Origin of the sequence: Streptomyces hygroscopicus, assembly GCF_026168105.1 — a bacterium.
GTDB classification, from domain to species: domain Bacteria; phylum Actinomycetota; class Actinomycetes; order Streptomycetales; family Streptomycetaceae; genus Streptomyces; species Streptomyces hygroscopicus_D.
The window spans coordinates 44,050-57,511 of record NZ_LBMW01000047.1 but is presented as its reverse complement, the minus strand read 5'-3'; the positions used below and the strand labels follow the sequence as shown (position 1 = coordinate 57,511).

Below are 13,462 nucleotides of genomic sequence, written 5' to 3'. Positions count from 1 at the left end.
CGCAGCCGGCACCGGGTGTCGGCGATCTGGGGCTCGCGCGAGCGAATCGTCGTCGGACTGACCGGCGGCCCCGAGGGGCGGACCCTGATCCGCCGGGCCGCGCGGCTGGCGGAGAAGGGCGCCGGCGGCGAGGTCATGGCCGTCTACATCGCCCGCAGTGACGGACTGACCTCGGCGTCCCCCAAGGAACTGGCCGTTCAGCGCACTCTTGTCGAGGACCTGGGCGGCACCTTCCACCATGTGGTGGGCGACGACATCCCCGCGGCGCTGCTCGACTTCGCCCGCGGCGCGAACGCCACCCAGATCGTCCTCGGCTCCTCGCGCCGCAAGGCCTGGCAGTACGTCTTCGGACCGGGCGTCGGTGCCACGGTCGCCCGCGAGTCGGGGCCCGACCTCGACGTGCACATCGTCACCCACGAGGAGGCCGCCAAGGGACGTGGTCTCCCGGTCGCCCGCGGGGCCCGCCTCGGCCGTACGCGCATCATCGCGGGCTGGCTGGTCGGAGTCGTCGGGCCGGTCGTCCTCGCCCTGCTGCTGAATACCGTCGACCTCGGCCTCGCCAACGACATGCTGCTGTTCCTGGCCCTGACCGTGGCGGCGGCCCTGCTCGGCGGGCTCCTCCCGGCGCTCGCCTCGGCGGCCTTCGGCTCACTGCTGCTGAACTACTACTACACGCCTCCCCTGCACCGGCTGACGATCGCCGACCCCAGGAACATCGTCGCCATCGCGATATTCGTCGCTGTCGCGGTGTCGGTGGCCTCGGTGGTGGATCTGGCCGCCCGGCGCACCCACCAGGCGGCGCGGCTTCGCGCCGAGTCGGAGATCCTCTCCTTCCTGGCCGGCAGCGTCCTGCGCGGCGAGACCAGCCTGGAGGCGCTCCTCGAACGGGTGCGCGAGACGTTCGGGATGGAGTCCGCGGCGCTGCTGGAGCGTACGAGCGACGTCGACCCGTGGACCTGCGCGGGCAGCGTGGGCTCCGGCGCACCCGTCGGGCGCCCGGAGGACGCGGACGTGGACGTGCCGGTCGGCGACCACATGGCGCTGGCGCTGTCCGGGCGGGTGCTGCCCGCCTCCGACCGGCGGGTGCTGGCCGCCTTCGCCGCTCAGGCCGCGGTGGTCCTGGACCGCCAGCGCCTCCGGCAGGAGGCCGAACAGGCCCGCGCGCTGGCCGAGGGCAACCGCATCCGCACCGCCCTGCTGGCCGCCGTCAGCCATGATCTGCGCACCCCGCTCGCGGGCATCAAGGCCTCGGTCTCCTCCCTCCGGTCGGACGACGTGGAGTGGTCGCAGGAGGACCAAGCCGAACTCCTGGCGGCCATCGAGGAGGGCGCCGACCGCCTCGACCACCTGGTGGGGAACCTGCTGGACATGTCCCGCCTCCAGACCGGCACCGTCACCCCGCTGATCCGGGAGGTCGACCTGGACGAGGTCGTGCCGATGTCGCTCGGCGGGGTGCCGGAGGACAGCGTGGAACTGGACATCCCGGAGACGCTGCCGATGGTCGACGTGGACGCGGGGCTCCTGGAGCGCACGGTCGCCAACCTCGTCGAGAACGCCGTCAAGTACAGCCCCCTGGACACGCCCGTACTGGTCTCCGCGAGCGCTCTCGCCGACCGCGTGGAGGTGCGCGTCGTCGACCGCGGCCCGGGCGTCCCCGACGAAGCGAAGGAACGCATCTTCGAGCCCTTCCAGCGCTACGGCGACGCCCCGCGCGGCTCCGGGGTCGGCCTCGGCCTCGCGGTCGCCCGCGGCTTCGCCGAGGCCATGGGAGGCACCCTGACCGCCGAGGACACCCCCGGTGGCGGGCTCACGATGGTCCTCACTCTCCGGGCCGTGGAGACCCTTCACGGCCCGGCACGACTCGCCGAACCAGAAAGGCAAGCCACATGACCCGGGTGCTCGTGGTCGACGACGAGCCGCAGATCGTGCGCGCCCTCGTGATCAACCTCAAGGCGCGCAAGTACGAGGTGGACGCGGCCCCCGACGGCACGACCGCTCTCCAGCTCGCCGCCGCCCGCCACCCCGATGTCGTGGTGCTGGACCTGGGGCTGCCCGACATGGACGGCGTCGAGGTGATCAAGGGCCTGCGCGGCTGGACCCGGGTGCCGATCCTGGTGCTGTCCGCCCGCCACTCCTCCGACGAGAAGGTGGAGGCGCTGGACGCGGGCGCCGACGACTACGTCACCAAGCCCTTCGGCATGGACGAGCTGCTGGCCCGCATGCGCGCCGCCGTCCGCCGGGCCGAGCCCACCGGGGGCGGCGAGGACGACGTGATCGTGGAGACCGAGGGGTTCACCGTCGACCTGGCAGCGAAGAAGGTCAACCGGGCCGGAAGGGACGTACGCCTCACCCCCACGGAGTGGCATCTGCTGGAGGTGCTCGTGCGCAACATGGGCCGTCTGGTCAGCCAGAGGCAGCTGCTGCAGGAGGTGTGGGGGCCGTCGTACGGGACGGAGACGAACTACCTGCGGGTGTACATGGCCCAGCTGCGACGGAAGCTGGAGGCGGACCCGTCGCACCCCAAGCACTTCATCACCGAGCCCGGGATGGGGTACCGCTTCGAGAAGTGAGCCCCGTCCGTGGTGCGGTGCCGCCGGTACGTCGGCGTCGGAGCGCCCCGGTACGCTTTCGGTATGAGTACTGTTCCTCGTTCCGAAAAGCCGGTGGGCCGATTCCGGCGCATGATCGACCGGCTTTCCTCGTCACAGGAGGACCTGGAGTCCGAGGAACTGCGGGAGGACGCCGAGACCGCGGGATGCACCCGGATCGGCGACTGCGAGGACCGGCAGATCGTCACGGTTACTGGTACCTTGCGCACGGTCACGCTGCGCCCCCGGGCCGGTGTCCCGGCGCTGGAGGCCGAGCTGTTCGACGGTTCGGCCGCTCTGGACGTGGTGTGGCTCGGCAGGCGTTCCATCGTGGGCATAGAGCCGGGACGCAAGCTGATCGCATCGGGCCGGATCTCGATGAGCCGAGGCCGCAGAGTGCTTTTCAATCCCAAGTACGAACTCAGACCGCTCGGACGGGAGTAGCCGGTGTCGTCACTCGAGAAGCCGACCGAAGGCGCCCAGCACGACTCGCGGGCGGTGACCGAGGCCGCGCTCTTCGAGGCGTTCGGTGGGGTCCGCGGCATGGTCGAGACCGTGGTGCCCGGCCTGTTCTTCGTGACCATCTTCACGATCAACAAGAACCTGCACTGGTCGGCGGTCGCCGCGCTCGCGGTGTCGTTGTTGATGGTGGGGGTCCGCCTTGCCATGAGGGACACCGTCAAGCACGCCTTCAGCGGTGTGTTCGGTGTGGCGTTCGGCGTGGTCTTCGCGATGATGACCGGCAACGCGAAGGACTTCTATCTGCCGGGCATGCTGTACACGCTGGGCCTGGCACTGGCGTACATCATCACCACGCTCGCCGGAGTCCCCCTGATCGGCCTGATCCTGGGCCCGGTCTTCAAGGAGAACCTCTCCTGGCGCACCCGCAACCCGGGCCGCAAGAAGGCCTACGCCAAGGCCAGTTGGGCCTGGGGTCTGATCCTGCTCGCCAAGTGCGCGATCCTCTTCCCCCTGTACTGGTGGGCCGACACCACCCAACTGGGCTGGGTCCTCATCGCGCTGAAGATCCCGCCGTTCCTGCTCGCCGTCTGGCTCACCTGGGTCTTCCTGGCGAAGGCCCCGGCGCCGATCGATGTCTTCGCGGAGATGGAGGCGGAAGAGGCTGCCGCCAAGGAGCGGGAGACGGCGGGCAGGCACCGCCGGGATTCCTAGTCCCGGCGGGGCCACGGGCGTCCCTGGGGCTGCGCTCCAGAACCCCCTTCGGCCTGAACGGCCAGACCTCCTCCGGCCAGACCCCCTTCGGCCAGACCTCCTCCGGCCAGACCCCCTTCGGCCTGAACGGCCTCGTCCTCGAACTCCCCCACTCCCGGCTTCGCTCGCTCGAGCAGGGGGACCCCCATGACACGTCGGAAGGGGCGCCCGGAAGTCTCCGGGCGCCCCTCCACGCAATCAGCCCGCCGCGTCCTCCCGGCGCACCGACAGCAGCTCCTCCAGTTGCTCCTCACGCGCCTGGGCCGCGACGAACAGCAGTTCGTCGCCGGCCTCCAAGGAGTCCTCACGGGAGGGGGTCAGCACCCGGGTACCCCGGATGATCGTCACCAGGGACGTGTCCTCGGGCCACTCCACGTCGCCCACCTGCGTGCCGGCCAGGGCCGACTCCGGCGGCAGGGTCAGCTCGACCAGGTTCGCGTCGCCGTGGCTGAAGCGCAGCAGCCGGACCAGGTCGCCGACGCTCACCGCCTCCTCGACCAGAGCCGACATCAGACGCGGGGTGGAGACAGCCACGTCGACGCCCCACGCCTCGTTGAACAGCCACTCGTTCTTGGGATTGTTGACGCGGGCGACGACGCGCGGGACGCCGTACTCCGTCTTCGCCAGCAGGGAGATGACGAGGTTCACCTTGTCATCGCCGGTCGCGGCGATCACCACGTTGCAACGCTGCAGCGCCGCCTCGTCCAGGGACGTGATCTCGCAGGCGTCGGCCAGCAGCCACTCCGCCTGGGGGACGCGCTCGACCGAGATCGCGGTCGGCGCCTTGTCGATCAGCAGGACCTCGTGCCCGTTCTCAAGGAGTTCGCCCGCGATCGAGCGGCCCACGGCACCGGCACCGGCAATGGCGACCCTCATCAGTGACCGCCCTCTCCTTCAGGCCCCTCGGCGAACGCCGCCTCGACCTTCTCGACGTCGTCCGTCCGCATCATCACGTGCACGAGGTCGCCCTCCTGCAGCACCGTCTGCGAGGTGGGCAGCATCGCCTCGCCCAGCCGGGTGAGGAACGCCACACGGACGCCCGTGTCCTCCTGCAGCTTGCTGATCCTGTGGCCGACCCACTTCGGCGAGGCGTGCACCTCGGCGAGCTGGACGCCGCCGGTGGGGTCGCGCCACAGCGGCTCGGCGCCCGAGGGCAGCAGACGACGCAGCATCTGGTCCGCCGTCCAGCGGACCGTGGCGACGGTGGGGATGCCGAGGCGCTGGTAGACCTCGGCGCGTCGGGGGTCGTAGATGCGGGCTGCGACGTTCTCGATGCCGAACATCTCACGGGCCACGCGCGCGGCGATGATGTTCGAATTGTCGCCACTGGAGACGGCGGCGAACGCGCCGGCCTCCTCGATGCCCGCCTCGCGCAGGGTGTCCTGGTCGAAGCCGACTCCGGTGACACGACGGCCGCCGAACCCGGAGCCCAGTCGTCGGAAGGCGGTGGGGTCCTGGTCGATCACGGCGACCGTGTGCCCCTGTTGCTCCAGGGTCTGGGCAAGAGCGGAGCCCACTCTTCCGCAGCCCATGATGACGATGTGCACGACCGTCCTTCCGATGTCAATGGTCACGGCTCAGTCGAAACGCCAAGAACAGGGTCTCAGACCGCCGCCAAAGCTACACACGCGCGGTCCATGGAGGGCACCCCCGTGCACGCGCGCCGGACGGCGTTGTGCGATCAGCGGCGGCCGATGCCGCGGACGCCGGGAAGATTCAGGATTCCGAGGCCGGCGTGTGCGGCGGCGCCGACGGACTCCGCGGACGCGTACATGGAACCTCCCGGGGCGGCAACTGAAGCGTATTTGTCATAGAGCCATGCCGAACTGCTCGCCTGCGGAATCCGCAGCGCGGCCCCTCGTGGATTTCACTCGTGAGGCAGATCTCCATCGGCGGGTGGGCTACGCCCGGACCGACCCCTTACGATCCTCTCTTGTGTCCAAACTGACCGACGTGCCCAAACGCCTCCTGATCGGGCGCGCACTGCGCAGTGACCGGCTCGGGGAAACGCTCCTGCCGAAGCGCATCGCACTCCCCGTCTTCGCCTCCGACCCACTCTCCTCCGTGGCCTACGCGCCCGGGGAAGTCCTGCTGGTGCTGTCCATCGCGGGCGTGTCGGCCTACCACTTCAGCCCCTGGATCGCGGTCGCGGTCGTCGTGCTGATGTTCACGGTGGTCGCCTCCTACCGGCAGAACGTCCACGCGTACCCGAGCGGCGGCGGCGACTACGAGGTGGCGACCACCAACCTCGGTCCCAAGGCAGGCCTCACCGTCGCCAGCGCCCTTCTCGTCGACTACGTCCTCACGGTCGCCGTGTCGATCTCCTCCGGCATCGAGAACCTCGGCTCCGCGATCCCGTTCGTCGTCGAGCACAAGGTGTTCTGCGCTGTCGCCGTGGTGCTGCTGCTCACGCTGATGAACCTGCGGGGCGTCAAGGAGTCCGGCACGCTGTTCGCGATCCCGACGTACGTCTTCGTCGCGGGCGTCTTCATCATGATCGCGTGGGGTGCGTTCCGCGGACTGTTCCTCGGCGACACCATGCGGGCGCCCACCGCCTCGTACATGGTCAGGGCCGAGCACCACGGCATAGCCGGATTCGCGCTGGTCTTCCTGCTGCTGCGCGCCTTCTCCTCCGGCTGCGCCGCGCTGACCGGCGTCGAGGCGATCTCCAACGGTGTCCCGGCCTTCCGCAAGCCCAAGTCGAAGAACGCCGCGACCACGCTGGCGATGATGGGTCTGCTCGCCGTCACCATGTTCTGCGGCATCATCGCCCTGGCCATGACCACCAAGGTCCGCATGGCCGAGAACCCGGCCACCGACCTGATCCACAACGGTGTCGCGCTGGGCTCCGGCTATGTCCAGAACCCGGTCATCTCGCAGGTCGCCGAAGCCGTGTTCGGCAAGGGCAGCTTCCTGTTCGTCGTGCTGGCGGCGGCCACCGCGCTGGTGCTGTTCCTCGCCGCGAACACCGCCTACAACGGCTTCCCGCTGCTCGGCTCCATCCTCGCCCAGGACCGCTATCTGCCGCGCCAGCTGCACACTCGTGGCGACCGTCTCGCCTTCTCCAACGGCATCGTCCTGCTCGCGAGTGCGGCGACCCTGCTGATCTGGATCTACGGCGCCGACTCCACCCGGCTGATCCAGCTCTACATCGTCGGCGTGTTCGTGTCGTTCACGCTGAGCCAGACCGGCATGGTCAGGCACTGGAACCGCCATCTGGCCACCGAGAAGGACCAGGCCAAGCGCCGCCACATGATGCGCTCACGCGCCATCAACGCCTTCGGCGCCTTCTTCACGGGCCTGGTCCTGGTGGTCGTCCTGGTCACGAAGTTCACGCACGGCGCCTGGGTCGCCCTGCTCGGCATGTGCATCTTCTACGCGACGATGACCGCCATCCGCAGGCACTACGACGGCGTGGCCGAGGAACTCTCGGCCCCCGAGAGCCCGAGCGACGACAGCGTCCGCCCCTCGCGGGTCCACTCGGTGGTGCTCATCTCCAAGATCCACCGTCCCACGCTGCGTGCCCTCGCCTACGCCAAGCTGCTGCGCACGGACACCCTGGAAGCCCTCAGTGTCAACGTCGACCCGGTGGAGACCCAGGCTCTGAAGGACGAGTGGGAGCGGCGCGCCATCGACGTACCGCTGAAGATCCTGGACTCGCCGTACCGCGAGATCACGCGTCCGGTGATCGAGTACGTGAAGAGCCTGCGCCGCGAGTCCCCGCGCGACGCCGTGTCGGTGATCATTCCCGAGTACGTCGTGGGCCACTGGTACGAGCATCTGCTGCACAACCAGAGCGCGCTGCGGCTCAAGGGCCGGCTGTTGTTCACACCGGGGGTCATGGTGACCTCGGTGCCCTATCAGCTCCAGTCCTCGGAGGTCGCGAGGAACCGGGCCCGCAGGCGGCAGGAGTGGAGCGCGCCGGGTGCGGTGCGCCGGGGGCCCGCGGAGGAACGCGCCAAGGAGTCGTCGGCCTCGCAGGGCTGAGGCCGCCCGGCCTCGTGGTGAACGGCCGGACGACACCCACGTAGACTGGTGGGCTGTTGTCCGGCCGTCGCCGTCCTCCTGTTCGTCACCGTCCCGTATCTGGAGTCGCCCCGCCATGCAGGCAGAACCGAAGAAGTCGCTGGTGGGGGAGGAGTACGAGGTCGAGGTCGGCCCCGTCGCCCACGGCGGGCACTGCATCGCCCGCACCGAGGCCGGTCAGGTCCTCTTCGTGCGGCACACACTGCCCGGGGAACGGATCGTGGCGCGGGTGACGGAGGGCGAGGAGGGAGCCCGCTTCCTGCGCGCGGACGCGGTACGGGTGCTGGAGGCCTCCAAGGACCGCATCGACGCACCCTGCCCCTACGCGGGTCCCGGCCGTTGCGGCGGCTGCGACTGGCAGCACGCCAAGCCGGGCGCTCAGCGCCGGCTGAAGGGCGAGGTGATCGCCGAACAGCTGAGCCGGCTCGCCGGACTCACCCCCGAGGAGGCGGGCTGGGACGGCACCGTGGTGCCGGCCGAGGGCGACAAGCTGCCGGCGGGCGAGGTGCCGAAGTGGCGTACGCGGGTGCAGTACGCGGTGGACCCGTCCGGAAGGGCGGGCCTGCGCCGGCACCGCTCGCACGAGGTGGAGCCGGTCGACCACTGCATGATCGCCGCGGAGGGCGTCAGCGAGCTGGGCATCGAGAAGCGGAACTGGGCGGGCATGGACTCCGTCGAGGCGATCGCCGCGACGGGTTCGCAGGACCGTCAGGTGATCCTGACCCCGAAGCCGGGCGCGCGGCTGCCGCTGGTGGAGCTGGACCGGCCCGTGTCGGTGATGCGGGTCGACGAACGATCCGGCGGGGTGCACCGCGTCCACGGCCGCCCCTTCGTCCGCGAACGCGCCGACGGCCGTACGTACCGCGTGGGGGGCGGTGGCTTCTGGCAGGTCCACCCGAAGGCGGCGGACACCCTGGTGACGGCGGTGATGCAGGGCCTGCTGCCGCGCAAGGGCGAGATGGCGCTCGACCTGTACTGCGGCGTCGGCCTCTTCACGGGGGCGCTCGCCGACCGGGTCGGCGAGAAGGGGGCGGTGCTCGGCGTCGAGTCCGGCAAGCGCGCGGTGGAGGACGCCCGGCACAACCTGGCCGAGTTCGACCGCGTCCGCATCGAACAGGGCAAGGTCGAGTCGGTCCTGCCGCGCACCGGCATCACGGAGGTCGACCTGATCGTCCTGGACCCGCCGCGCTCGGGCGCGGGCCGCGGGACGGTGGCCCACCTGTCCTCCCTGGGCGCCCGCCGCATCGCCTACGTGGCCTGCGACCCGGCGGCACTGGCCCGGGACCTGGCGTACTTCCGGGAGGGCGGGTACCGGGTGCGGATGCTTCGGGCGTTCGATCTGTTTCCCATGACCTCGCACGTGGAGTGCGTGGCGATTCTCGAGCCCGCCCAGAAGGGCTCCTGACCTGCTCTTTTGCGGATGAGGTCGGTCTTGGCGGGTTGGGTCGACCTGTTTGCCTGGGTGCAAGGGGTGGAGCACGCCGCATGCCGTACGACCGCCTCTGACCTGCTGTTCCGGTCATTGCCGGGAAGACGGGCGTGTGGTGCCCCGGTCGTCGCCGGGGCCGCGCAGGGCAGCCCTGACGCTCACGTGACGCTCGCGCTGATGAGACGTCAGGTCCTGGCGCGGGCCCTGGGACACAGCCATGTCCGCGGAGGCGCTCCTGCCTGCCTTCAAGACGGGTTGCCGGGCAAGGACGTGGTGCGGCTCGGGCGGCGCCACCGGCATCGGTGCCGCCCGTCCGCAAGCCTTACCGGGCGAGTCGGAGGAGGGCCTGGGTGTGGGTCTTTCCTCGGGCTCGGCAGCGGTCGTAGTAGGTGCGGGAGGCGGGGTCGTGGAGGGCGGCGAACGCGGAGAGGAACATCGCGCGTGTGAGCTGTCGGTTCCCTGGGGGCGCGTGCGCCGTGGATGGAGGTCCCCGAGGATTTGGTGGCCGGTGCGAGGCCGGCGTAGGAGGCCAGGTGGGCGGCGCTCGGGAAGCTGCTGCCGTCGCCGACCATGACAGGGCAGCGCACTACAACACCTCGCCGTGGGCTGTGTGCTGAGCTCCTGGCGCACGTCAGGCAGCGCAGCCGGACACCGGGCTGCCGCGGATCCTGTGTCGTACGGTCTGATGTCGCGGTCGCCCACCGTCCGCTACGGATCTCACCGAACCCGGCGGTGCCGCCGGTACGGCCGAAAGATCTGAACCAGTACCGGGAATCAGGCCGCGACGAGCTCCTGCTCGCGGTCCGGCGTTCTGACCTCGGGCTTCTTGTTCGGCAGCGAGAGCCGGAAGACCTTGCGCCACGCGGAGAACACCTGCTTGGGCAGCGGTCCGGTGACGTACTCCAGCTCGTACTTCTCGAACAGCGCACGCACCTTCACAGCGACCTCGGCGTACCGGTTGCTCGGCAGGTCCGGGAACAGGTGGTGCTCGATCTGGTGCGACAGGTTGCCCGTCATGAAGTGCATGGCCCTGTTGCCGCTGATGTTCGCCGAGCCCATCATCTGGCGCAGGTACCACTGGCCGCGTGTCTCGCCCTTGATCGACCGGCGCTCGAAGACCTGCACGCCCTCGGGGAAGTGCCCGCACATGATCACCGAGTGGGACCAGATGTTGCGGACCAGGTTCGCGGTGAACGTGGCGGCGAGCGTGGGGAGGAACGACGGGCCCGACAGCAGCGGGTGGATCACGTAGTCCTTGAGCACCTGCTTGCGGATCTTGCGGCCCACGGCCTTGGCCCGCGCGCGGAACTCCGGGTTCTTGCGGCGGCGCTTGTTCAGGTTCTTGCCGAGCTCCAGGTCGTACGCCGCGATGCCGTACTCGAAGAAGCAGGCGTTGATGAAGTTCCACAGCGGCTGGCCGAGGTGGAACGGGTGCCACTTCTGGTCCTCGTCGACGCGCATGATGCCGTAGCCGAGGTCGTTGTCCTTGCCGATCACGTTGGTGTACGTGTGGTGCAGCTCGTTGTGCGAGTGCTTCCACTGGTCGGCCGGCGAGACGTGATCCCATTCCCAGGTGGTGGAGTGGATCTTCGGGTCCCGCATCCAGTCCCACTGGCCGTGGAGGATGTTGTGGCCGATCTCCATGTTGTCCATGATCTTCGCCACGGACAGACCGGCGGTGCCGAGCAGCCACGCCGGCGGGAAGATCGAGAACAGCAGCACGCCCCTGCTGACCAGCTCCAGCTTGCGCTGCGCCGAGATGACCTTACGGATGTAGGCGGCGTCTTTCTCCCCGCGGCCGGCGATCACCTCGTCGCGGATCGCGTCCAGCTCACGGCCGAGGTCCTCGATCTGCTCCGCGGTCAGGTGGTCGGTGGGGTCGATGGCGGTCAAAGTGCTCCTACCGTTCGATGTCGCAGGGGCCCGCTGCGGCGGACACGCAGGTCTGGATGAGGACGCCCGGCTCGGCCTCGGTGATCTCGCCGGTGCGCAGGTCGCGGACGGCGCCCGCCTTGAGCGGCGTGATGCAGCCGAAGCAGATGCCCATACGGCACCCGGAGGGCATGAGCACGCCGGCCTCCTCGCCGATGTCCAGCAACGGCGTGGCGCCGTCCGCGTCGACGGTCTTGCCGGTGGCGCTGAACGTGACCTCGCCTCCGTCGCCGGCGACGACGATGCTGGGGCGGAAGCGTTCGGTGTGCAGGCGCTCTTGTACGCCGTGCTCGCTCCAGTGCTTTTCGGCGGCGTCGAGCAGGCCCGCCGGCCCGCAGGCCCAGGTCTCGCGCTCGGCCCAGTCGGGCACGAGTTCGTCGAGACGGGCGATGTCGAGCATGCCGTCTGTGTCGGTGTGCACCTCGGTGAGCCGCAGCTTCTCGGCCGCGACCAGGTCGTGCAGCTCGCTGCGGAAGATCACGTCTTGCGGCTGGGGTGCGCAGTGGACCATGACGACGTCGTCGAACTCGATGTCGCGCAGCATGCCCATCACGGGCGTGATGCCGCTTCCGGCCGTCAGGTAGAGCACCTTGGCGGGCTTGGCCTGCGGCAGCACGAAGTCACCGGTCGCCTGGTCGAGCTGGATCAGCATGCCCGGTTTCACCCTGCGGACCAGGTGGTTGCTGACCTTGCCGTCCGGGATCGCCTTCACGGTGATCGTGACGCGGCCGTCCTGGCGGTTTGTCGGCGAGGTGATGGAGTAGGCACGCCACAGGCGCACCCCGTCGACGTCGACCCCGATCCGCACGTACTGACCGGCTGTGTGGCCGCGCCAGCCCCGTCCCGGCCTGATCACGACAGTCGCGGCGTCACCCGTCTCGGGGTACACGGCCTCGATGCGCCCACGCAGGTCAGCGCCCACACGCAGTGGGCTGACCAGGTCGAGGTAGTCCGACGGCAGCAGCGGCGTCGTGACCATCTCCAGCAGTTTCCACGCCCTGCTGCGGAGGGTTGCACTCGTCATGACTCCAGCTTGCTGCGCCTCAAGGCGTAAAGTCCTGACCGCAGGACGTAAATCTGGTCGGCTGAATTGTTCGCAGGGAACAAAGACGTGAGCCATGCAATCCGGAGGGCCAGCGAACTGGCCCTGGATGAGACGACGGTCACCGCACTGAGGGCCGCGCTGAAGACCACCGCCGACGAGGTCGTCCAGGCGATCATCGACGAAGTCCCCTCCTACGCCAACGCCCTGTCGGGCCACATGGGCGCCACCATCCGCCGAGCCGTCCGCACCGCCCTGGGGCACTACCTGGACCTCGCGAGCGGGAACGCCACGGGCGGCGACGCCGGTGACGCAGCCTACGAGCTGGGCCGCGGCGAGGTGCGCGACGGCCGTTCGATGGACGCCCTGCTCAGCGCCTACCGCGTCGGCGCCCGCGTGGCCTGGCGATGCCTGGCAGCGGGTGCCGTACCCGCAGGTCTGCCCGCCGCCGAGGTGGCCAAGTTCGCCGAGCTGACCTTCGCCTACATCGACGAGCTCTCCGCCGCGAGCGCCGCGGGCCACGCCGACGAACTGGCCGCCCGGGGCAGGGCCCACGAGCGCCACCTGGAACACCTGGCCCGCGACCTCCTCGCCGGCGCGAGCCCGGACGTGTTGCTGGCCTCTGCTCAACGGGCCGGGTGGCAGCCTCCGGTTTCGGTGACCGCGGTCCTGCTGCCCGCCGCCCAGGCCCGGCCTGCCTACCGCGCGCTCGACCCGGGCACCCTCGTCCTCGACGATCTGCCGGACGCCACCGGTGTGCTGCTCGTCCCCGATGCCGACCGATCACATCTCTTGCGGCAGCTGACCGACCGCACCGCAGTGGTCGGCCCGGCCCGGCCATGGACTCGTGCGTCCGCCTCGTACGCACGAGCCGTACGCGCGCGCTCCCTCTCCTCTGATATTCGCGACACCGAGGACCACCTGCCCGAGCTGGTGCTGAGCGCCGACGTGGACGCGTTGGCAGACCTGCGTGCCCGAGCCCTCGCACCGTTGCACACCTTGCCTGTCACGACCGCACGGCGGCTGGAGGAGACGTTGCGGGCGTGGCTGCTGCACCAGGGCAGGCGGGACGAGGTGGCGGCAGCGTTGTACGTCCATCCCCAGACAGTCCGGTACCGGATGTCGCAGCTGCGGGAGCTGTTTCCGGATCTCGCATCGCCACACCGGGTCCTTGAACTGACGCTGGCGGTCGGTCTTCGGGTCAGCTGACGCGTTACTTCGACCGTCCACGAA

The 13,462-nt window shown here is 69.8% G+C and carries 11 protein-coding genes and 2 pseudogenes; 7 read left to right on the top strand and 6 right to left on the bottom strand.

The annotated features are described in order from the left end of the window. The 4 genes from AAW14_RS31925 to AAW14_RS31910 form a co-directional block, all read left to right on the top strand. Nucleotides 1-1,890, top strand: a 1,890-nt coding sequence (locus AAW14_RS31925) for an ATP-binding protein (protein ID WP_265567913.1), incomplete at its 5' end; no start/stop codon positions are given. After that, nucleotides 1,887-2,570 (top strand): response regulator, encoded by a 684-nt coding sequence (locus tag AAW14_RS31920; protein WP_265567912.1) that lies wholly within the window; start codon nucleotides 1,887-1,889, stop codon nucleotides 2,568-2,570. The genes AAW14_RS31925 and AAW14_RS31920, both read left to right, overlap by 4 nt. Before the next feature lie 63 nt (nucleotides 2,571-2,633). Then, nucleotides 2,634-3,032: an OB-fold nucleic acid binding domain-containing protein gene (locus AAW14_RS31915; RefSeq protein WP_265567911.1), complete on the top strand. Its 399-nt coding sequence runs from the start codon at nucleotides 2,634-2,636 to the stop codon at nucleotides 3,030-3,032. Nucleotides 3,033-3,035: 3 nt separating this feature from the next. Then, nucleotides 3,036-3,761 (top strand): DUF3159 domain-containing protein, encoded by a 726-nt coding sequence (locus AAW14_RS31910; protein ID WP_265567910.1) that lies wholly within the window; start codon nucleotides 3,036-3,038, stop codon nucleotides 3,759-3,761. 237 nt (nucleotides 3,762-3,998) lie between these two features. On the opposite strand, the gene AAW14_RS31905 is transcribed toward AAW14_RS31910, so the two are convergent. Together AAW14_RS31905 and AAW14_RS31900 are read right to left on the bottom strand one after the other, a co-directional pair. Further along, the gene (locus AAW14_RS31905) at nucleotides 3,999-4,676 is read right to left on the bottom strand and encodes a potassium channel family protein (RefSeq protein ID WP_265567909.1); all 678 of its coding nucleotides are present in this window, start codon (nucleotides 4,674-4,676) and stop codon (nucleotides 3,999-4,001) included. Further along, the gene (locus AAW14_RS31900; protein WP_265567917.1) at nucleotides 4,676-5,347 is read right to left on the bottom strand and encodes a potassium channel family protein; all 672 of its coding nucleotides are present in this window, start codon (nucleotides 5,345-5,347) and stop codon (nucleotides 4,676-4,678) included. The genes AAW14_RS31905 and AAW14_RS31900 overlap by 1 nt, the downstream gene beginning before the upstream one ends. Nucleotides 5,348-5,735: 388 nt before the next feature. On the opposite strand from AAW14_RS31900, the gene AAW14_RS31895 reads away from it, so the two are divergent. Both AAW14_RS31895 and AAW14_RS31890 read left to right on the top strand, forming a co-directional pair. Beyond that, nucleotides 5,736-7,787, top strand: a complete 2,052-nt coding sequence (locus tag AAW14_RS31895; RefSeq protein WP_265567908.1) for an APC family permease — start codon at nucleotides 5,736-5,738, stop codon at nucleotides 7,785-7,787. A 115-nt stretch (nucleotides 7,788-7,902) separates the two neighbouring features. Continuing rightward, on the top strand, nucleotides 7,903-9,231 hold the full coding sequence (locus AAW14_RS31890) for a class I SAM-dependent RNA methyltransferase (protein WP_265567907.1): 1,329 nt from the start codon (nucleotides 7,903-7,905) through the stop codon (nucleotides 9,229-9,231). A gap of 349 nt (nucleotides 9,232-9,580) precedes the next feature. Here AAW14_RS31890 and AAW14_RS31885 read toward each other — a convergent pair. The 4 genes and pseudogenes from AAW14_RS31885 to AAW14_RS31870 form a co-directional block, all read right to left on the bottom strand. Next, nucleotides 9,581-9,824 (bottom strand): annotated as a pseudogene (locus AAW14_RS31885) (transposase); the annotation flags it as partial. 72 nt (nucleotides 9,825-9,896) lie between these two features. Next, nucleotides 9,897-9,971, bottom strand: a pseudogene (locus AAW14_RS31880) (DUF6207 family protein); the annotation flags it as partial. Between the two features lie 58 nt (nucleotides 9,972-10,029). Continuing rightward, nucleotides 10,030-11,148: a fatty acid desaturase family protein gene (locus AAW14_RS31875; protein WP_265567906.1), complete on the bottom strand. Its 1,119-nt coding sequence runs from the start codon at nucleotides 11,146-11,148 to the stop codon at nucleotides 10,030-10,032. Between the two features lie 7 nt (nucleotides 11,149-11,155). Then, a complete protein-coding gene (locus AAW14_RS31870) occupies nucleotides 11,156-12,211 on the bottom strand; it encodes a ferredoxin reductase (protein ID WP_265567905.1) in 1,056 nt (351 codons plus the stop codon). Between the two features lie 87 nt (nucleotides 12,212-12,298). Here AAW14_RS31870 and AAW14_RS31865 point away from each other — a divergent pair, with 87 nt between their 5' ends. Next, nucleotides 12,299-13,438, top strand: coding sequence for a PucR family transcriptional regulator (locus tag AAW14_RS31865; RefSeq protein ID WP_265567904.1), 1,140 nt, complete (start codon nucleotides 12,299-12,301; stop codon nucleotides 13,436-13,438). Nucleotides 13,439-13,462 lie beyond the last annotated feature (24 nt).

Coding starts and splice junctions, on each gene's coding strand:
- AAW14_RS31920 (WP_265567912.1), top strand. CDS start 1,887: ATGACCCGGGTGCTCGTGGTCGACGACGAGCCGCAGATCGTGCGCGCC.
- AAW14_RS31890 (WP_265567907.1), top strand. CDS start 7,903: ATGCAGGCAGAACCGAAGAAGTCGCTGGTGGGGGAGGAGTACGAGGTC.
- AAW14_RS31905 (WP_265567909.1), bottom strand. CDS start 4,676: ATGAGGGTCGCCATTGCCGGTGCCGGTGCCGTGGGCCGCTCGATCGCG.
- AAW14_RS31870 (WP_265567905.1), bottom strand. CDS start 12,211: ATGACGAGTGCAACCCTCCGCAGCAGGGCGTGGAAACTGCTGGAGATG.
- AAW14_RS31915 (WP_265567911.1), top strand. CDS start 2,634: ATGAGTACTGTTCCTCGTTCCGAAAAGCCGGTGGGCCGATTCCGGCGC.